The following is an 18,518-nucleotide window of genomic DNA, read 5'->3' on the forward strand; positions in this document are numbered from 1 at the left end:
GGAGGGGGCTACGCCGGGTGTCTAGCTTTCGTAGTCCACAACATGGCGCAGCTGTTTTTCGTATTCCAGCGCCTTGCCGGTGCCGAGAGCCACGCAGTTGAGCGACTCGTCCGCGACCGAGATCGACAGGCCCGTCTGCTCGCGCAGCGCCAGATCCAGATCGCCCAGAAGCGCGCCGCCCCCGGTCAGCATGACGCCCCGGTCGACGATGTCGGCAGCCAGATCGGGCGGGGTCGCTTCCAGCGCGGTCATCACCGCTTCGCAGATCTGCTGGACGGGTTCTGACAGGGCCTCGGCGACCTGGGCCTGGTTGATGTCGATTTCCTTGGGTACGCCGTTCAGCAGGTCGCGACCGCGGATCTGCATCGAGGCGCCACGCCCGTCGTCGGGCATCCGGCTGGTGCCGATCGAGGTCTTGATGCGCTCGGCCGTGGCCTCGCCGATCAGCAGGTTCTGCTGACGGCGCAGGTAGGAGATGATCGCCTCGTCCATGCGGTCGCCGCCGACCCGGACCGAGCGGGCGTAGACGATGTCGCCAAGGCTGAGAACGGCCACCTCGGTGGTGCCGCCGCCGATGTCGACGACCATGTTGCCGGTGGGGTCGGTGATGGGCATGCCGGCACCGATGGCCGCGGCGATGGGTTCGGCGATCAGACCCGCCTTGCGGGCGCCGGCCGACAGGACCGACTGGCGGATCGCGCGTTTTTCAACGGGGGTGGCGCCGTGGGGCACGCAGACGATGATCTTGGGCTTGGTGAAGGTCGTGCGCTTGTGAACCTTGCGGATGAAATGCTTGATCATCTCCTCGGCCACGTCGAAATCGGCAATCACCCCTTCGCGCATGGGGCGGATGGCCTCGATCGAGCCGGGGGTGCGCCCCAGCATCAGCTTGGCGTCCTCGCCGACGGCGAGAACCTGTTTGCGACCGTCTTTGACGTGATAGGCCACGACAGACGGCTCGTTCAGTATGACACCCTTGCCCTTGACGTAGACGAGCGTATTGGCCGTCCCCAGGTCGATTGCCATATCCGCCGAGAACAGACTTCCAAAACCAAACATCTAGCGATTTTTCCCGTAATTTCCCTGTGCCTGTATCCGCTACGGTTCCGTATCGGGCCCTTCGGCTTATAGGCAAGGGGCGATGCCGGGGAAAGGCCCCACGGCTGCAAACGTCAGCGTCTTTTCGCCAAAACCGGGCTTGTTCGCCCGAAAACCACGCGGTGGGGGCAAATTGCCCTTTCGCGGACATCGCTCCGGCGGCTTCCCGCCGCCATCGCGCCCTTTCGGCGCCATGCCCGAGACGCCTGAACTGGGCGCACGGGCGGGCAGGGAGCCGGGTCGGTCAGGAAGATGTTTGCGCCCGCCGCGGGGCGGGCGCAAGGGGGCTCGGATCAGTTCGCGTCGAGATAGTTGACGGTCTTCACGTCCGAGTCAGGGGCCGATTTCTCGCGCCGCACCAGCAAGCGGTTGAGCGCGTTGACATAGGCCCGGGCCGAAGCCACGACCGTGTCGGTATCCGCCGACTGTCCGGTGACGATGCGGCCGTTCTCCTCCATCCGCACGCTGACGGTGGCCTGGGCGTCGGTGCCCTCGGTCACGGCGTGCACCTGGTAAAGCTGAAGCCGCGCCTCGTGCGAGAAAAGCTGCTTCACCGCGTTGAAGGTGGCGTCGACCGGGCCGTCGCCGGTGGCGGTGACCTCGTGGTCCTCGCCATCAATCGTCAGAACAAGCTCCGCCGTCTGGGGCGACTGGGTGCCGCAGACCACGCGCAGGAATTTCACCTGGATGCGGTCCTGGGTTTCGTCGGCCTGGTCGCGCATGAGGGCCAGGAGGTCGTCGTCGTAGACCTCCTTCTTGCGGTCAGCGAGGGCCTTGAACCGCACGAAGACATCCTTGAGCTGGTTGTCGGCCAGATCAAAACCCAACTCGGACAGCTTGGAGCGGAGCGCGGCCCGCCCGGAGTGCTTGCCCATGACGATGTTGGTTTCCTTCAGGCCCACGTCGGCGGGGCGCATGATCTCGAACGTCTCGGCATTCTTGAGCATGCCGTCCTGGTGGATGCCCGATTCATGAGCAAAGGCGTTCTTGCCGACGATGGCCTTGTTGAATTGCACCGGGAAGCCCGAGACCGTCGCCACCCGCCGCGAGATCGCCATCAGCTTGGTGCTGTCGACGCCGGTGGTGAAGGGCATGATGTCGCCGCGCACGCGCAGGGCCATCACCACCTCTTCCAGGGCGGTGTTGCCAGCCCGCTCGCCAAGCCCGTTGATGGTGCATTCGATCTGGCGTGCGCCACCCTCGACGGCGGCCAGGGCGTTGGCCGTCGCCATGCCCAGGTCGTTGTGACAGTGGGTGGCAAAAACCACCTCGTCGGCGCCGGGGACCTTCTCGATCAGCATGCGGATCAGCTCGGCGCTTTCGCGCGGCGCGGTATAGCCCACGGTGTCGGGGATGTTGATCGTGGTGGCGCCTGCCTTGATCGCGGTCTCGACCACGCGGCAGAGGTAATCCTCCTCGGTGCGGGTGGCGTCCATGGGCGACCATTGCACGTTGTCGCACAGGTTGCGCGCGTGGGTGACGGTCTGGTGGATGCGCTCGACCATCTCGTCCTGGGTCAGGTTGGGGATGGCCCGGTGCAGCGGCGAGGTGCCGATAAAGGTGTGGATGCGGGGGCGGGCCGCGTGACGCACGGCCTCCCAGCAGCGGTCGATGTCGCCGATATTGGCGCGGGAAAGGCCGCAGATCACGGCATTGCGCGAGGCACGGGCGATCTCGCTGACGGCCTTGAAATCCCCTTCCGAGGCGATGGGGAAGCCGGCCTCGATGATGTCGACGCCCATCTCGTCCAGCATCGACGCGATCTCGAGCTTTTCGGCATGGGACATGGTGGCGCCGGGCGATTGCTCGCCGTCGCGCAAGGTGGTGTCGAAGATCAATACGCGGTCGCGTTCGGTCGATTGTGTCATCGGAATTCTCTTTGGTTGTCCTTAGCGGTTGTCACCGGCGCTGATACCCCTCTGAGCGGTCGCGCCGATAGGCACGCTCAGAGGCGGCTAAGGAGAAGCAGCAGTGCCAGACCGGGGACGCCGGGGGCGCCTTGCGCGGAACGCGCGGTCATCGTGTTTATGGCAGTGGCACACTTCATGGGAGTTTTATGGAGCGCGGGGGCGAAAAGATAAAGTGCTTTCTCGACCCGGGATCGTCACAGCAGCCCCAACTCCCCGTCGGTGGCGATACGGTCATACTTGTCCCGGGGCGGCATCGGGCGATCGCGCCAATCGGGATCGAACGTGAAGGACGAGCGGCTGCGCCCCTCGGGCAGGGCGCCGTTGCCGGATCCGACCGCGTAGTCATAGTAGAGCTTGTTGATCTCCTCGGCGCTGACCTGCTGGGCCGCCGGGTGATCCATGCAGGCCTGACGCCAGCGGGCGACGCGGTCGTACTCGGGCCCTTGGGGCAGGGTGAACCCCTCGTAATATTCCAGGAAGACAAAGCGCCAGAACATCGGGGTGTAGACCGCCTCGGCCAACCCGAAGTCCTCGAACAGAAAAGTCCCCCCGGGGTTGTGGCGCATCAGGAAGGCGTTGAGCCAGCGGTAGGGCTCCAGCATCGCCTCGCGGAATTCGGGAAGGCGGTCGCGGTCGCGGTTCATCACGAAGCGATAGCCGGCCATGGTAAACGCGCCTTCGCGCGTGATCATCAACCGCTCGACCGCGCGCTCGAAGGGGTCGGTGCGGGCGACGGGGCGCTCGGGCAGCGTTTCGTCGAAATAGCGCAGCAGCACCATGCTTTCCTTCAATGCCCGCCCGTCGCCCAGATCCAGCACCGGCAGGGCGGTCGTGCCGCCCGTCAGCTCCAGAAGCCAGTCGGGCCGGGGGCGCGTGATGTCGATGGTGTTGAAGTCGACGGCATCGCGGCGGCCCTTCAGCTCCAGCAGGATTTCAAGCCGCTGGGAAAAGGGGCAGACGGGAATGTGGTGCAGGGTGGGGCGGGTCATGGCGGCCTTCGGCGGATCTGGGAATGCGCGCCCATTCTGCCCGGGCAGGGGCCGATTGACCACCCCGCGCTGGCCGGGAGAAGGCGGCGTTACTGGCCGGCGGTGGGGTCGCTGTCGTCGCCCCCGGCACGCTCGTCCCCGTCGGGGGCGTCGGTGACCGCATCGGTCCCGGCACCCGTCGCCTCGCCGCCCGTGGCATCGGGGGCAGGGGTGCGGGCGGTCTCGTCCTCGCGCTCCAGCGCGCCGTTGGTCCAGTCGCCGGTGCGGGTCTCGCCGCTGGCATAGCGCATGGTGCCGTTGCCCGAGCGCTTTCCCTGCTCGAACATGCCCTCGTAGACATCGCCATTCGCATAGGTCGCGATGCCCTCGCCGTGGATCTCGCCGTTCTTCCACTGGCCGACATAATTGAACCCGTCGGGCATCGAGATCGAGCCCTGGCCCTCGCGCTGGCCGGCCTTGAAGCCGCCGACGTAGACGGTGCCGTCGGCATAGGTGGCGGTGCCCTCGCCCTCGCGCAGGCCGTTCACCCAATCCCCCTCGTAGCGGTAGCCGTCCGAGTAGGTCATCACACCCTTGCCGTGGTTCTTGGCGTTGCGGAACTCGCCGGTATAGACCAGCCCGTTCTCGTAGGTGGCGGTGCCTTCGCCTTCGATCACGCCGGCGACCCAGTCGCCTTCATAGGTTGAACCGTCGGGGTAGGTGATGCGCCCCTTGCCGTGAGCCAGGTCGTCCTTGAACGCGCCCTCGTAGACGGAGCCGTCGGGATAGGTGACCTTGCCCTCGCCCTGGATGCGGCCGTCGACCCAGTCGCCGGTGTAGACATAGCTGTCGCCGCCCCGGAAGGTGCCGGTGCCGTTGCGCTGATCGGCGGCGAACTCGCCCTCGTAGGTGTCGCCGTTGGCATAGGTGACCTTGCCCTGGCCCTGGCGCTCTCCGTTGACCAACTGGCCCTCGTAGATGTCGCCGTTGGACTGGGTCAGCACGCCGGTGCCGTTGATCTGCCCGTCCTTCCACTCGCCGTCGTAGATCAGCCCGTCGGGCATCACCAGCTTGCCCTTGCCCTCAAGCTGGCCGCCGACCAGCTCGCCCTCGTAGGTGGAGCCGTCGGGATAGGTGATGGTGCCGCGACCGTCCTTGACGCCGTTCACCCAGCGCCCGCTGTAGCGGTAGCCGCTGGGCGCCTGCATCGTGCCCATGCCGTGGTGCAGCTTGTTGAGGAACTCGCCCTCGTAGCGCACGCCGTTGGCGTATTCGGCGATGCCCTTGCCGTTGATCTTGCCGTCGACCCATTCGCCCTCGAACGTGCCGCCGTCGGCGAAGGTGATCTTGCCGAAACCGTGAGGTTTGCCCTTCTCGAAGCTGCCGACATAGACGGAGCCGTTGGGAAAGCGCGCGGTGCCCTGGCCCTTGATCTCGCCGTCGACCCAGTCGCCCACGTATTCGTAGCCGTTGGGCAGCCGGTAGGTGCCGCGCCCGTTCTGCTTGCCGTCCTTGAAGGTGCCTTCGTAGACGCCGCCGTCGTCATACTGCTTGGTGACGACCTCGCCCGACTGGGCGTCCGAGCTGGTGGCCGTCAACTGGGCCAGCGCGAAGCCGACGGCCACGGCCAGGGCGAAGGGACGCAGAACCCCGGGCCGGGATCCGATACTCAGGTGGCCTTTTCGGAACATGCGGTCGGCTTGCCTCTGGGATTTGACGTCTTTCGTTGGAGCCTAGTTGAGGGGGGAACGGGTCGCAACGCTTTTGATGCTTGGCGCTTTTCTCTGGGCCGGCTTCTGCGTATAGCACGCGGCACAGCAAAGAGGATGGTCATGACCGAGCGTTTCCGACTGACTTTGGCACAGCTCAATCCGACGGTTGGCGATTTCGCCGGCAACAGCGCCAAGGCGCTGGAGGCCTGGCGCGCGGGCCGCGACGCGGGCGCCGACCTGGTGGCCCTGCCCGAGATGTTCCTGTCGGGCTACCAGCTTCAGGATCTGGTGCTGCGCCCGGCCTTCCTTGCCCGCTCGGAAGAGGCGCTGGAGGAACTGGCGCGGGCCTGCGCCGACGGCCCCCCGCTGGCGATCGGCGCGCCCTACATGGAGGGCCTGCGCGCCTACAATTCCTACGCCGTGCTGGAAGGGGGGCGGATCGCCACCCGTGTCCTCAAGCATCATCTGCCCAACGCCGATGTCTTCGACGAGGTGCGCGTCTTTGGCAGCGGCCCGATCAGCGGCCCCTACCGGGTGGGGCCGATGCGCATCGGCTCGCCCATCTGCGAGGATGCCTGGTTCGACGACGTGGCCGAGACCATGGCCGAGTCGGCCGCCGAGATGCTGCTGGTGCCCAACGGATCCCCCTATCACCGCGGCAAGCATGAGGTGCGCCAGAACCTGATGGTGGCGCGGGTGGTCGAGACGGGCCTGCCGCTGGTCTACCTGAACCTTGTTGGCGGACAGGACGACCAGGTCTTCGACGGGGCCAGCTTCGTGCTGAATCCCGGCGGCGGCCTGGCGGTGCAGATGCCCGCCATGGAAGAGGCCATCCAGCATGTTGATTTCACCCTCGGCGACGACGGTTGGCGGGCCGAGCAGGGGCCGCGCGCCAGCCTGCCCGACCCGTGGGAGGCCGATTACAAGGCCATGGTCCTGGCCTTGCGCGACTATTGCGGCAAGACGGGGTTCGGCAAGGTGCTGCTGGGCCTGTCGGGGGGCGTCGACTCGGCGCTGGTAGCTGCGATCGCGACCGACGCGCTGGGCGCCGAGAACGTGCGCTGCGTGATGCTGCCCTCGCGCTATACCTCGCAGCATTCGCTGCAAGATGCCGCGGCCTGTGCCCGGGCCCTTGGCACCCGGCTGGACGAGCTGCCGATCACCGAGGCGCAGAACGCGGTCAACGCGACGCTGGCGCCGCTTTTCGCCGGCCGCGACGAGGACCTGACCGAGGAGAACATCCAGTCCCGCCTTCGCGGCGTCATGCTGATGGCGCTAAGCAACAAGTTCGGCGAGATGCTTCTGACCACCGGCAACAAGTCCGAGGTGGCGGTGGGCTATGCCACGATCTACGGCGACATGGCGGGCGGCTACAATCCGATCAAGGATCTCTATAAGATGCGGGTGTTCGAGACCTGCCGCTGGCGCAACGCCAACCATCGCGACTGGATGCAGGGCCCCGAGGGCGAGGTCATCCCCACACGCATCATCGACAAGCCCCCTTCGGCCGAGCTGCGCGAGGATCAGAAGGATGCCGACAGCCTGCCGCCCTATGAAGAGCTGGACGTGATCCTGGAGATGCTTGTCGACCAGGACGCCTCGGTTGATGCGGTGGTCGCCAAGGGGTTCGATGCCGAGGTGGTGCGCCGGGTCGAGCGGCTTGTCTACCTGTCGGAATACAAACGCTTCCAGTCCGCACCGGGCACCCGCCTGACGGCGCGGGCCTTCTGGCTGGACCGGCGCTATCCCATCGTCAACCGCTGGCGCGACCCAAGCTGAGCCGTCCGGGCTGGTGGGATCACTCCCACCAGCGGTCGATGCGGGCGATCTGCTCGTCGCTCCAGCCGAAATGATGGGCCAGCTCATGCACCAGCACATGGGCCACCAACTCGCCCAGCCGCACGTCGCCCCGCCCGGCCCATTCGTCCAGGATGGGGCGGCGGAACAGCCAGATGACATCGGGGCCGATCGGCTGGTGCGAGATCGACTTCTCGGTCAGCGGTATTCCTTGGTAAAGCCCTGTCAGGTCGAAGGGATCTGCGATCTCCATCTCCTCCAGGAGGGTTTCGGACGCGAAATCCTCGATCCGCAGGGCGACCTCGCGGGCGGCACTACGGTAGGACTCGGGTAAGCCGGCGATGGCCGCGAGGGCCATTTCGTGCAGGGCTTGGTTGTCGGGCGCGATGGCGCGATTCCAAATCTGGTTCATGCCCGAGATATGGACAATTCCGAGCGCCTGTGAAAGAGCAGCCGCAACAGGAGACCGAAGATGACCGTTACCCGTTTCGCCCCGTCCCCCACCGGCCTGCTCCATGTCGGCAACCTGCGCACGGCGCTTTTCAACTGGCTCATTGCGCGCAAGGCCGGGGGCACCTTCATCCTGCGGCTTGATGACACGGACCCCGACCGTTCGAAGGACGAGTATGCCGAGGCGATCCAGGAGGATCTGACGTGGCTGGGCCTGGGCTGGGACCGGATCGAGCGACAGTCGGCGCGCCTGGACCGCTACGCCGAGGCGGCGGACAAGATGCGCGCCTCGGGACGGCTTTACGAGGCGTTCGAGACGCCGACCGAGCTGGACCTCAAGCGCAAGAAACAGCTGAACATGGGCAAGCCGCCGGTCTATGACCGCGCCGCCCTGCGCCTGTCGGACGCCGAGAAAGACGCCCTGCGGGCCGAGCGTTCGGGCCATTGGCGCTTCAAGCTGGACCACGAGCGGATCGAGTGGACCGACGGCATCCTTGGCGACATTTCGATCGACGCGGCCTCGGTCTCGGACCCGGTGCTGATCCGGGGCGACGGGCAGGTGCTTTATACCATCGCCTCGGTCGTGGACGACACCGAAATGGGGATCACCCATGTGGTGCGCGGCTCGGACCATGTGACCAACACCGCCACCCAGATCCAGATCATCAACGCGCTGGGCGGCACCGTGCCGGAATTCGCCCACCACTCGCTGCTGACCGGCCCCCAGGGCGAGGCGCTGTCCAAGCGTCTTGGCACCCTGTCGCTGCGCGACCTGCGCGCGCGTGGCGTTGAGCCGATGGCGCTGCTGTCGCTGATGGCGCGGCTGGGGTCGTCCCAGCCGGTCGAGCTTCAGCCCGACCTGGACGCCATCGTCGAGGGGTTCGACCTGTCGCATTTCGGCGCAGCACCCACCAAATTCGACGAGGCCGATCTGGATCCGCTGACCGCTCGGCACCTGCAATCGCTGCCGCTGGAGGCTGTGCGCGAGGATGTCGCCGCCGCCGGCGTGCCCGATGCGCTGGCCGAGGATTTCTGGGATGCTGTGCGCGAGAACGTCGGCACCCGCGCCGAGATCGCGCCCTGGTGGACCATGTTCCGCGACGGCGCAGAGCCGGTGATCGAGGAAGATGATGCCGCCTTCGTCGCCGAGGCGATGGAGATGCTGCCCAAGGGTCCGCTGACCCGCGAGAGCTGGGGCGAGTGGACCGACGCGGTCAAGGAGCGGACGGGCCGCAAGGGCCGCAACCTTTTCCGGCCGCTGCGCCTGGCGCTGACCGGCCAGGAACGCGGGCCCGACATCGCCAAGGTGCTGCCGCTCTTGCAGGTCATCCGCGCCCGCGGCTAGGGCCGCTCCGGATCAGTCCGGTTGCAGGATCGTGGCGCCCACTGCCTTCAGCGCGTCGTCGACGAAGCCCCTCTCGTCCCCCGTCAGGATCTGGTGGCGGGGGTAAAGCGGCTCATGCCGGTCATCCAGGACGGGCGTGTCCCAGCCATCTGTCGTCTGCATGAAGGCGTGGGCCCCCTCGGGGCCGTATTCGGTCAGGTATCCCTGTAGCACCACGTCGAGATAGCTCAGCAGGATCGGGTGCTTGCGCGCCTCCTGCGGGTGTTTGTCGAGGGCGACCGAGTAGATCTGGATGTCGGGGGTGCCGCCGATCGTGTGGGTGACCTGGTCGCGCGCGCTCAGCCGGTCATAGGCAAACTCGCGTTCATCGAGCGCTGCCCAGTCGCCGCCCGGCACCTCGGCGATCAGGCCGGCGATGCGGCTGGGCGTGTCGGGCAGGGCCGACAGGAAGGCAAGCGGCCGCAGGTTGGTATGGGTCCAGACCCGGCGCCAGCCCGAGACATGGGCGGGATGCGCCCGCTCGTAAGCGTGGGTGCGTCTGTTCACCAGGGAGCCGTAGCCGAAGAAATAAGGGTTCTGCATGGGCGATATGTGCCTCTCCGGCGCACAAAGTTCAAGCGGCCCGACGGGGGCGAAGCCGCGCGGGCACCGCTTGCGGGAAGGGCTTAGCGCGATGTTGACAGCGCCGCTGGAAATGCGCAAATCAAGGCATAGTGGGGCCGTAGCTCAGTTGGGAGAGCGCGTCGTTCGCAATGACGAGGTCGTCGGTTCGATCCCGATCGGCTCCACCATCCACCAACCTGTGAAAGGCGCTTGGTCGTCCGGCCTGTCAGCGCCCGCGCGCCATTACTGCGCGTAGAAGGCTGCGGGGCGTGCGCAGGATCAGGTCGCGCCGCAGGTCGCCGTAATCCAGCTCCCCGGCCAGCAGGGCCAGAAAGCGCGCGGGCATGGAACTGCCGCGTGCGATGCTGGCCTTGAAGACGGGGCGCATCGCCCGGCTGAAGATCATGCGTCGCCAGAAACGGGACTGGCGAAGCTCACTCTGCAACGGCCGCAGGGATCGGCGGTAGAGGACCAGCGCGCGGTCGGGGTCGGGGCGCGTGCCCGACAGGGCCGCCGCCGCCGCTTCGGCCGCCAGACTGCCGCTGTCGAGGGCATGGGCGATGCCCTCGCCGGTGATCGGGTCGACCAGTCCCGCCGCGTCCCCCGCCAGCAGGACGCACCCCCGCCCGGGCAGTTTGCGGAAATCGCCGAAGGGCAGGTAGGCCCCCTTGATCGTCCGGGCGGCCGGGTCGCCCGCCGGGTCGCGCAGGGACAGCTGTGCCAGCATCCGGTCCCGCATGTCGGGGTTATGGGCGTGCAGGCCGCCCACCCCGAGGGTGACGCCATGGGCCTTGGGGAAGATCCACCCATAGCCCCAGTCGGCGGCGTCGAGGTCTAGCACCACCTCCTGGGTCGGCAGGGTCTCGGGGGCGGTTCCGGCGGGCAGAGACAGCTCTGCCTCCAGTCCAAATCCGATGGTGGCGGGATCGAAGGCGCGGCCGAAAAGGGCGCGCGCCACGGTCGAGTTGACCCCGTCGGCGCCGATCAGCACGCGATACCGCAGGCAGCGCCCGTCGCGCAGGACAATCGCCCGGTCATCCGGTCGCACCTCGGTCACGGCCGCGTTGGTCAGCACCTCGGCCCCCGCCTGACGGGCCAATTCGACCAGCCGGGCGTCGAAGGCGCGTCGCATGGTCAGCCACATGGCGGGCGCGTCGTCCATCCGGCGCAGGGTTGTGCCGCCGGCCATGAAGCGGATCGTGCGGGAGGGCAGGAACAGGGTAGGTTCCGCCTCGACCCGCAGATCGAAGATCCGGGCGAGAGCGGTGCGGCTGCGTCCCGTGACCAGCCCGCCGCACAGCTTGTCGCGGGGAAAATCGGCGCGGTCGATCAGCGCCGTGCGGAGGCCGAGGGCGGCCGCGCGCCGGGCGGCGGCGCTGCCGGCCGGGCCGCCGCCGACCACCACCACGTCGAAAGGCCGCGCGTCTTGCGGGGCCGTCTCACCGGCCATTGCGGCAACCTGCGGGGGCGGGGATCGGGTCATGGGGGCGGCACCGATAAAAAAACCGGGCGTGCGGCAGGCACGCCCGGTCGGTATTCTTCGTGATGTCGAAACGGCTCAGAGCAGTTCGAGGTTCACGGCGCTTTCGCGACCATCGCGACCGTTCTCGATGTCGAAGCTGACCTTCTGGTTGTCAGCCAGACCGGTGAGGCCCGAACGCTCGACAGCGGAAATGTGGACGAACACGTCCTTGGAGCCGCCCTCGGGTGCGATGAAGCCGTAGCCTTTGGTGGTGTTGAACCATTTCACAGTGCCAGTGGCCATCTGTAGTCTCCTTTAGTGATCTGCCCGCAGAATGCGGCAGCTTGGCTCGTCAGTGCAGAATCGAAAGACTGAGGCCCGATAAAGGAAACAGTGGTCGATAGTGGTAACGTCGCCGGATTCATATTGCCGACAGCCATAACAATTTCAAGACCCTTGTAATTCCCTTGTCAGAACGGCGCTTTTGCAAGTTTTGCTATTGATTCAATCGCCGGAGAAATTAATCCGCGGCCCCCGGAATCGCGGATCCGGGGGGCTGGAGGATCAGTTTCCCTCCAGAATCAAGAGCTCCTGATAGGTGTAGGATTTGCGGATCTTGCCCTGCACCCCGGCGCGGAAATTGGGGTCGCTGCGCAGGCATCCGATGCCGCAGACCTGCGAGACGACCATGTCCTGGGTGTCCACGTACCACAGGCGTCCGCCGGGGGTCGCGACCCAGCCGTCGACGCCATCGGCCTCGTCCGCCTCGATGTCGTCGACCGAGGGGATTTCGCTGTCGGCGCCCCGGTCGAACCCGCCGTGAGTGTGGTATGAGGCGACGATCTCAAGGTCCTGCGGCAGCTCGGGCGTGCATTCGTCGCGGTTGCCGCGCCGGGCGCGACCGGCCTTCAGCCGACCACGGCTGTCGTAGCCGATAAAGCCGCAGTATTCGCGGTTTGCGGCAAAGGAAGGGGGCTGAAGCTGATTGAGCACGCTGCGCACCAGCCGCTCCTCGGCGCCGGCGTCGGCAAGGGCGGGCAGGGGCAGGGCAAGGATGATCAGCAGGACCGCTCTCAACATGGGCGCACTCTGCCCCAATAATTTTCCCGGTACAAACCGATCTCTAGCCGATGTTCACCTTGAATGGGCCCCGTTCCGGTGGCCGGAACCCCTGTGAAACTTGGGGTTTTGGTCTGTTCGTGATATTCTGGGGGCCTTCCCGCAATTTCGCGGAAGTGTTCAAGGTAAGGGGTATTTCACAATGAAAAAGCTATTTGCAGCATTCACCGTCTTCGTGGTCGCCATGGCAATGGGTTTGCCGGCGGCGGCCGACAAGGGCGGCATTCCGAACGAGAACGCCAGCGACAAGGCGCAGGGCAGCGGCGGTGGGGGCAAGGGCAACGGCCACGCGACCTCGAACGGCAAGGGTCACGACAAGGAAGAGGGCAAGCACGCGGAGAAGTGGCACTCGTGACCCGCTTTCCGGTGGGCCGCTGACAGGGCGCGGCGCCGGAAACGGCAAAGCCCCGGCTAAGGCCGGGGCTTTGCTTGGTGCGATCCACCCCCGAGGGCGGTCGCCTGTCCGATCCGATCAGCGCGTGAATTTCTTGTGCTTCACGCGCTTGGGCTCCAGCGAGTCGGCCCCCAGACGTTTTTTCTTGTCTTCCTCGTAATCCTCGAAGTTGCCTTCGAACCATTCGACATGGGCCTCGCCCTCGAAGGCCAGGATGTGGGTGCAGATCCGGTCGAGGAAGAAACGGTCGTGAGAGATCACGACCGCGCAGCCGGCAAATTCCACCAGCGCATCCTCGAGGGCGCGCAGGGTCTCGACATCCAGATCGTTGGTCGGTTCGTCGAGCAGCAGCACGTTGCCGCCCGAGCGCAGCAGCTTGGCCATGTGGACCCGGTTGCGTTCACCGCCCGAGAGCATGCCCACCTTCTTCTGCTGGTCGCCCCCCTTGAAGTTGAAGGCCGAGGCATAGGCGCGGCTGTTCATCTGGGCATCGCCCAGCTCGATCAGCTCGGCCCCGCCCGAGATCTCTTCCCAAGCCGTCTTGCCGGGGTCGAGGGCGTCGCGAGACTGGTCGACATAGGCCAGCTTGACCGTGTCGCCGTAGGTCACGGAGCCGCCGTCGGGCTCTTCCTGGCCGGTCAGCATCCGAAACAGCGTGGTCTTGCCGGCGCCGTTGGGGCCGATCACGCCGACGATGCCGCCGGGGGGCAGCGAGAAGCTGAGATCCTCGACCAGAAGCTTGTCGCCCATGGCCTTTTGCAGGTTTTCGACCTCGATCACCTTGCCGCCCAGGCGGGGGCCGTTGGGGATGATGATCTGGGCGCGGCCCAGCTTTTCACGCTCGGACTGGTTTGCCAGCTCGTTATAGGCGTTGATCCGGGCCTTGGACTTGGCCTGGCGGGCCTTGGCGCCCTGCCGCATCCACTCAAGTTCGCGGGCAAGGGTCTGCTGCTTGGACTTGTCCTCGCGGGCTTCTTGTTCCAGCCGCTTGGCCTTCTGTTCCAGCCAGCTGGAATAGTTGCCTTCCCACGGCACACCACGGCCGCGATCCAGTTCCAGGATCCAGCTGGTGATGTCGTCAAGGAAATAGCGGTCGTGGGTGACGACAAGGATCGTGCCCTTGTAGTCCATCAGGTGCTGTTGCAGCCAAGCGATGGTCTCGGCGTCAAGGTGGTTGGTCGGTTCGTCCAGCAGCAGCATGTCGGGCGCTTCGAGCAGCAGCTTGCACAGCGCCACGCGACGCTTTTCACCGCCCGACAGGGTCGAGACGTCGGCGTCGTCGGGCGGGCAGCGCAGGGCCTCCATCGCCACGTCGATCTGGCTGTCCAGATCCCACAGGTTTTGGCTGTCGATCTCGTCCTGAAGCTTGGCCATCTCGTCGGCGGTCTCGTCCGAGTAGTTCATCGCCAGTTCGTTATAGCGGTCCAGGATGTCGCGCTTGGCCTTGACGCCTGCCATGACGTTGCCACGCACGTCCAGGGCGGGATCAAGCTCGGGCTCCTGGGGGAGGTAGCCGACCTTGGCACCCTCGGCGGACCATGCCTCGCCCGAGAAATCCTTGTCGATGCCGGCCATGATGCGCAGCAGGGTGGATTTACCCGAGCCGTTGACGCCGACGACGCCGATCTTGACGCCGGGCAGGAAGGACAGGCGGATGTTCTCGAAGGTCTTCTTGCCGCCGGGATAGGTCTTGGAGACGCCATCCATGTGATAAACGTACTGATAAGCTGCCATGGTGTGCTCCTTTGCAGGTTCGGGCGTTAGATAACGGGGGGCGGAGGCAAGAGCAATCGGCTGTCTGCGACATGGGACGCTACGGCCTTTTTCCCTTGGCCGGAACGCAGATGGCCAAGGAACAAACGGGCGGCGCCCGCGTTGAAAACCGTATCAATCGGGACAATCAGCGTGAGCACCAGGATCCAACCCCTCGTAGAGAGTGAAGATATCGAGGGCGCCGAGCCGGTCGGTACCGATACCGAGGGACAGCTTCGCACGATCAAGGTCATGCTGATCGGCATCTTCCTGATCCTGCTGCTTGCCGCCATCTACTTTGCCAAGGACGTGCTGCTGCCGATCGTGCTGTCGGTTCTTCTGATGCTGACGCTCAGCCCCGTCACCCGTGGGCTGGAGCGTATCGGCGTGCCGACCCCGGTCTCGGCGGTGCTGCTGATCGTGGGCATCGGCGTCGGCTCGACCGTCGGGGTCTACATGATGAGCGGGCCTGTTTCCGACCTTGTCAGCCAGGCGCCCGAGATCGGCGACCGGCTGAAATCCAAGCTGACGCCGGTGACGAAATCGGTCGAGGCGGTGCAGGAGGCCGAAAAGCAGGTCCAGGATCTGGCCGACGGCGACAGCCCGGCACCCACCCAGAAGGTGGTGGTCGACAAGCCCGGCCCGGTTCGCCAGGCGCTGAACGGCCTTGCCAGCGCCGGCTCGTCCATCGTGGCGGCGATGGTCCTGGCCCTGTTCATGCTGGCCTCGGGGGATTTCTTCCTCAGGCGGATCATCGAGGCGACGCCAAAACTTCAGGACAAGAAGAAGGCCTATCGGATCGTCCGCGACATCGAGCAGCAGATCTCGCGCTATCTGGCGGCGATCACGGTGATCAACGCGGGCCTTGGCCTGGCCATCGGCACGGCGCTATTCTTCATCGGAATGCCCTATGCCTTCGTCTGGGGGGCGGCCGCCTTTGCCCTGAACTTCCTGCCTTTCCTGGGCTCTCTCATCGGCACGATCCTGGTGGGCGCGATTGCCTTCGTCACCTTCGATTCGGCCTCGCACGCGATGCTGGCGCCGATCGCCTATTTCTCGCTGACCACGCTTGAGGGGCAGTTCATCACCCCCTACCTGGTCGGCCGCAGGCTGGAGCTGAACACCGTCTCCGTCCTGATCACGGTGCTGTTCTGGATCTGGATCTGGGGCATCCTTGGCGCCCTGATGGCGGTGCCCTTCCTGGTGCTGATCAAGGTCATCTGTGACAATATCGAGGGCTGGCGCGTGTTCGGCAGCTTCCTCGGTGCCGAAAAGCCGTCCGAACATCACTGATCCCCCCACGCCGCCTGGCAGGGCGCGCAGACGAAGTGTTACCCGCGCGCCCCGGCGCCCGGCGTCTGTGCCGAGGGCGCTTTTCCCCCGCGACGCACATGGTAAGGTGCCCGCCGGTTTGATGAGGCGTTCCGGGAAGGGGTCGGCGTGGCAAATGCAGGTGGGCACGCCGGAATGCGGGCAGGGGCGGCGGTGACGCGGCCCGGGGCCGGCAGCCATCCCTTCCGCCACCGGTTTCCGGTCGCGGCCCGGGGCCAGGTGATCGGCCTTCTGGGCGGTTCCTTCGATCCGGCCCACGAGGGGCACGCCCATATCACCCGCATGGCGCTGCGCCGCTTTGCCCTTGATCGGGTCTGGTGGATGGTCTCGCCTGGCAACCCGCTGAAGGCCAAGGAGCCCGCCGCGCTGGAGCGTCGCCTGGCGGCGGCCCGGCGGGTGATGGATCACCCGCGCGTCACAGTCACCGATGTCGAGGCGTTGCTGGGCACTCGCCACACCGCCCAGACCCTGCGCCGGCTCAGGCGCCTCTATCCCGGTGTCACCTTCGTGTGGCTTATGGGGGCTGACAATCTGGCCGGGCTGCACCGTTGGCAGGATTGGCGCTGGATCATGGAGAACGTGCCGGTGGGGGTGATCGCGCGGCCCGGCTCGCGGACGGCGGCGCGGGCCTCTCCGGCGGCACAGCTCTACCGCGACAGCATGCTGTCCGAGGTTGCCTCGCGCATGCTGCCCCGGTGCGACCCGCCGGCCTGGTGCTTCGTCAACGTGCCGCTGAACGACGCCTCGTCCAGCCGCATCCGCGCAGGCGGCGGCTGGCGCTGACCGCCGGTCGGGAGGGTTGCGATCGGCGATCCCCCGCCAGTGCCACCACCCCGGCCTCCCCCTGGGCCGCGACCCCTTGGCGCGGGCCGCCGTCCCCCACTTTCCTTTGCCGAGATCACGCTAAGTAACGTCTTTACAAGGGCAGGCAGTGCAAGCCTGCCGGTGAATTGCGAAGCAGCATGAGGTTTGGTTTAGGTTCGATATGGCTAAAAGGATCGATATAACGAGTCGTCGCGCGCTACTGGCTGGGCTGGCTGCCGGCGTTGCAACTTCCGTCTCGGCGCAGCAGGCGTCGCTTATCGCGCCCCGGACCTCGATCAGGCCGTTGCCGCGCGGTGAGGAGGGGGTCGTCCGCGAACGTCCGGCACCGCCGCCGCTTGCCGATCTGGCCTCGGTGGTGGAAGGGGCGGGCCTGTCGGGGCAGTTCAGCTGCGTCGTCATGGATGCCCACACCGGCGAGGTTCTGGAGGCCTATCAGCCCGCGCTTTCCCTGCCGCCCGCCAGCGTCGCCAAGTCGCTGACCACGCTCTACGCGCTGGACGCGCTTGGCCCCGGCTATCGCTTCAAGACACGGGTGCTGGCGACCGGCCCCACGGTCAACGGCGTGATCCAGGGCGACATCGTGCTGGCCGGCGGCGGCGACCCGACGCTGGAGTCCGACGGGCTTGCGACATTGGTCGACAAGCTGGCCCAGGCCGGGATCAACGGCGTTACCGGCCGGTTCATTCTGGCCGACGCGGCATTGCCGAGCCTGCGGATGATCGACAAGGACCAGCCCGACCACGTGGGCTACAACCCCGCGATCTCGGGGCTGAACCTGAACTTCAACCGTGTCTTTTTCGAGTGGAAGCGCGAAAGCGCCGGTTACGACATCACGATGGAGGCCCGCTCGGCCGGGCTGCGGCCGCCGGTGTCGGTGGCGCGGATGCGCGTCGTGGACAGAAAGGTCCCTGTCTACACCTACGAGGATGAGGGCGACCGCGACGGCTGGACCGTGGCCAAGGGCGCGCTGGGCAAGGGCGGGGGGCGCTGGCTGCCGGTCCGCAACCCGTCGCTCTATGCCGGCGAGGTCTTTCTGACCTTGGCCAAGGACAAGGGCATCCGTCTGCCGGAGCCCGAAACGGGCGCCCTGCCGGACGATGCGCGCATCCTGGCCGAACGGTCCAGTGCGGACCTGCGCCGGATCCTCAAGGACATGCTGAAATACTCGACCAACCTGACGGCCGAGACCGTGGGCCTGGCTGCCAGCCGGGCGCGGGGGCTGCCGGTGACATCGCTGCGCGAATCCAGTGCGGCGATGAACCTGTGGCTGATGCAGCGTTACGGGGTCGAGGACGTGGCCCTGGTCGATCACTCGGGCTTGGGCGAGGATTCGCGCGTCAGCTCCTACGCCATGGCGGCGGGGCTGGCCAAGGCCGGCTTCGACGGCCCGCTGCCCGAACTGATGAAACCCGTCACCCCCCGCGACGAGGAGGGCAAGGCGGTCTCGAATACGCGGGTTCGGATCCAGGCCAAGACGGGCACGCTGAACTTCGCCTCGGCGTTGGCCGGCTACATCAGTGCCCCGGGTGAGCGCGAGCTGACCTTCGCCATCTTCTCGGTCAACCTGGAAGAACGGGCGAAGATCCCGAAGGAGGATCGCGAGCGTCCCGACGGCAGCCGTGCCTGGAACGCGCGTTCGCGCCGGTTGCAGCGGACGCTGCTGACCCGCTGGGCGAAACTGCCTGTAAATTAAGGCCCGAGTGTAGTTCGGGCGGTTGCCGGGGCCCGCAACGAGGCCCCGGCACACGCAT

General features: G+C 66.4%; 16 protein-coding genes and 1 tRNA gene. 7 read left to right on the plus strand and 10 right to left on the minus strand.

Annotated features, from left to right (window positions below):
• Positions 1-21: 21 nt before the first annotated feature.
• The 4 genes from CLV77_RS03955 to CLV77_RS03970 form a co-directional block, all read right to left on the minus strand.
• A complete protein-coding gene (locus CLV77_RS03955; RefSeq protein ID WP_076979155.1) occupies positions 22-1,059 on the minus strand; it encodes a rod shape-determining protein in 1,038 nt (345 codons plus the stop codon).
• Between the two features lie 332 nt (positions 1,060-1,391).
• Positions 1,392-2,966, minus strand: coding sequence for a 2-isopropylmalate synthase (locus tag CLV77_RS03960; RefSeq protein WP_076979154.1), 1,575 nt, complete (start codon positions 2,964-2,966; stop codon positions 1,392-1,394).
• Positions 2,967-3,202: 236 nt separating this feature from the next.
• Positions 3,203-3,997 carry a glutathione S-transferase family protein gene (locus CLV77_RS03965; RefSeq protein WP_076979153.1) on the minus strand — a complete coding sequence of 265 codons (795 nt, stop codon included), beginning with the start codon at positions 3,995-3,997 and terminating at the stop codon, positions 3,203-3,205.
• An 89-nt stretch (positions 3,998-4,086) separates the two neighbouring features.
• A complete protein-coding gene (locus CLV77_RS03970) occupies positions 4,087-5,667 on the minus strand; it encodes an MORN repeat-containing protein (RefSeq protein ID WP_083707692.1) in 1,581 nt (526 codons plus the stop codon).
• A 141-nt stretch (positions 5,668-5,808) separates the two neighbouring features.
• Here CLV77_RS03970 and CLV77_RS03975 point away from each other — a divergent pair, with 141 nt between their 5' ends.
• Complete coding sequence (locus CLV77_RS03975) at positions 5,809-7,467, plus strand: NAD+ synthase (protein ID WP_076980990.1); 1,659 nt, start codon at positions 5,809-5,811, stop codon at positions 7,465-7,467.
• Between the two features lie 19 nt (positions 7,468-7,486).
• On the opposite strand, the gene CLV77_RS03980 is transcribed toward CLV77_RS03975, so the two are convergent.
• Positions 7,487-7,897 carry a metallopeptidase family protein gene (locus tag CLV77_RS03980; RefSeq protein ID WP_076979152.1) on the minus strand — a complete coding sequence of 137 codons (411 nt, stop codon included), beginning with the start codon at positions 7,895-7,897 and terminating at the stop codon, positions 7,487-7,489.
• Positions 7,898-7,957: 60 nt separating this feature from the next.
• Between CLV77_RS03980 and gltX the strand changes: the two genes are divergently transcribed.
• Positions 7,958-9,280 (plus strand): glutamate--tRNA ligase, encoded by a 1,323-nt coding sequence (gene gltX, locus CLV77_RS03985; RefSeq protein WP_076979151.1) that lies wholly within the window; start codon positions 7,958-7,960, stop codon positions 9,278-9,280.
• Positions 9,281-9,292: 12 nt separating this feature from the next.
• On the opposite strand, the gene CLV77_RS03990 is transcribed toward gltX, so the two are convergent.
• Complete coding sequence (locus tag CLV77_RS03990; RefSeq protein WP_076979150.1) at positions 9,293-9,862, minus strand: gamma-glutamylcyclotransferase family protein; 570 nt, start codon at positions 9,860-9,862, stop codon at positions 9,293-9,295.
• A gap of 133 nt (positions 9,863-9,995) precedes the next feature.
• Between CLV77_RS03990 and CLV77_RS03995 the strand changes: the two genes are divergently transcribed.
• Positions 9,996-10,071: transfer RNA gene (locus CLV77_RS03995), tRNA-Ala, on the plus strand.
• 38 nt (positions 10,072-10,109) lie between these two features.
• Here the strand turns inward: CLV77_RS03995 and CLV77_RS04000 are convergent.
• The 3 genes from CLV77_RS04000 to CLV77_RS04010 form a co-directional block, all read right to left on the minus strand.
• A complete protein-coding gene (locus CLV77_RS04000) occupies positions 10,110-11,333 on the minus strand; it encodes an NAD(P)/FAD-dependent oxidoreductase (protein ID WP_076979149.1) in 1,224 nt (407 codons plus the stop codon).
• 108 nt (positions 11,334-11,441) lie between these two features.
• On the minus strand, positions 11,442-11,648 hold the full coding sequence (locus tag CLV77_RS04005; protein ID WP_076979148.1) for a cold-shock protein: 207 nt from the start codon (positions 11,646-11,648) through the stop codon (positions 11,442-11,444).
• 261 nt (positions 11,649-11,909) lie between these two features.
• The gene (locus tag CLV77_RS04010; protein WP_076979147.1) at positions 11,910-12,425 is read right to left on the minus strand and encodes a DUF4329 domain-containing protein; all 516 of its coding nucleotides are present in this window, start codon (positions 12,423-12,425) and stop codon (positions 11,910-11,912) included.
• Between the two features lie 181 nt (positions 12,426-12,606).
• On the opposite strand from CLV77_RS04010, the gene CLV77_RS04015 reads away from it, so the two are divergent.
• Positions 12,607-12,819, plus strand: coding sequence for a hypothetical protein (locus CLV77_RS04015; protein WP_076979146.1), 213 nt, complete (start codon positions 12,607-12,609; stop codon positions 12,817-12,819).
• A 117-nt stretch (positions 12,820-12,936) separates the two neighbouring features.
• On the opposite strand, the gene ettA is transcribed toward CLV77_RS04015, so the two are convergent.
• Positions 12,937-14,592: an energy-dependent translational throttle protein EttA gene (gene ettA, locus CLV77_RS04020; RefSeq protein ID WP_076979145.1), complete on the minus strand. Its 1,656-nt coding sequence runs from the start codon at positions 14,590-14,592 to the stop codon at positions 12,937-12,939.
• A 171-nt stretch (positions 14,593-14,763) separates the two neighbouring features.
• Here ettA and CLV77_RS04025 point away from each other — a divergent pair, with 171 nt between their 5' ends.
• From CLV77_RS04025 to dacB, 3 genes are all read left to right on the plus strand, one after another.
• Complete coding sequence (locus tag CLV77_RS04025; protein WP_233128149.1) at positions 14,764-15,903, plus strand: AI-2E family transporter; 1,140 nt, start codon at positions 14,764-14,766, stop codon at positions 15,901-15,903.
• Between the two features lie 174 nt (positions 15,904-16,077).
• A complete protein-coding gene (locus CLV77_RS04030) occupies positions 16,078-16,725 on the plus strand; it encodes a nicotinate-nucleotide adenylyltransferase (protein ID WP_076979144.1) in 648 nt (215 codons plus the stop codon).
• 202 nt (positions 16,726-16,927) lie between these two features.
• The gene (gene dacB / locus CLV77_RS04035) at positions 16,928-18,460 is read left to right on the plus strand and encodes a D-alanyl-D-alanine carboxypeptidase/D-alanyl-D-alanine endopeptidase (RefSeq protein WP_076979143.1); all 1,533 of its coding nucleotides are present in this window, start codon (positions 16,928-16,930) and stop codon (positions 18,458-18,460) included.
• Positions 18,461-18,518: the final 58 nt, after the last annotated feature.

Origin of the sequence: Brevirhabdus pacifica (assembly GCF_002797755.1) — a bacterium.
Lineage (GTDB): Bacteria > Pseudomonadota > Alphaproteobacteria > Rhodobacterales > Rhodobacteraceae > Brevirhabdus > Brevirhabdus pacifica.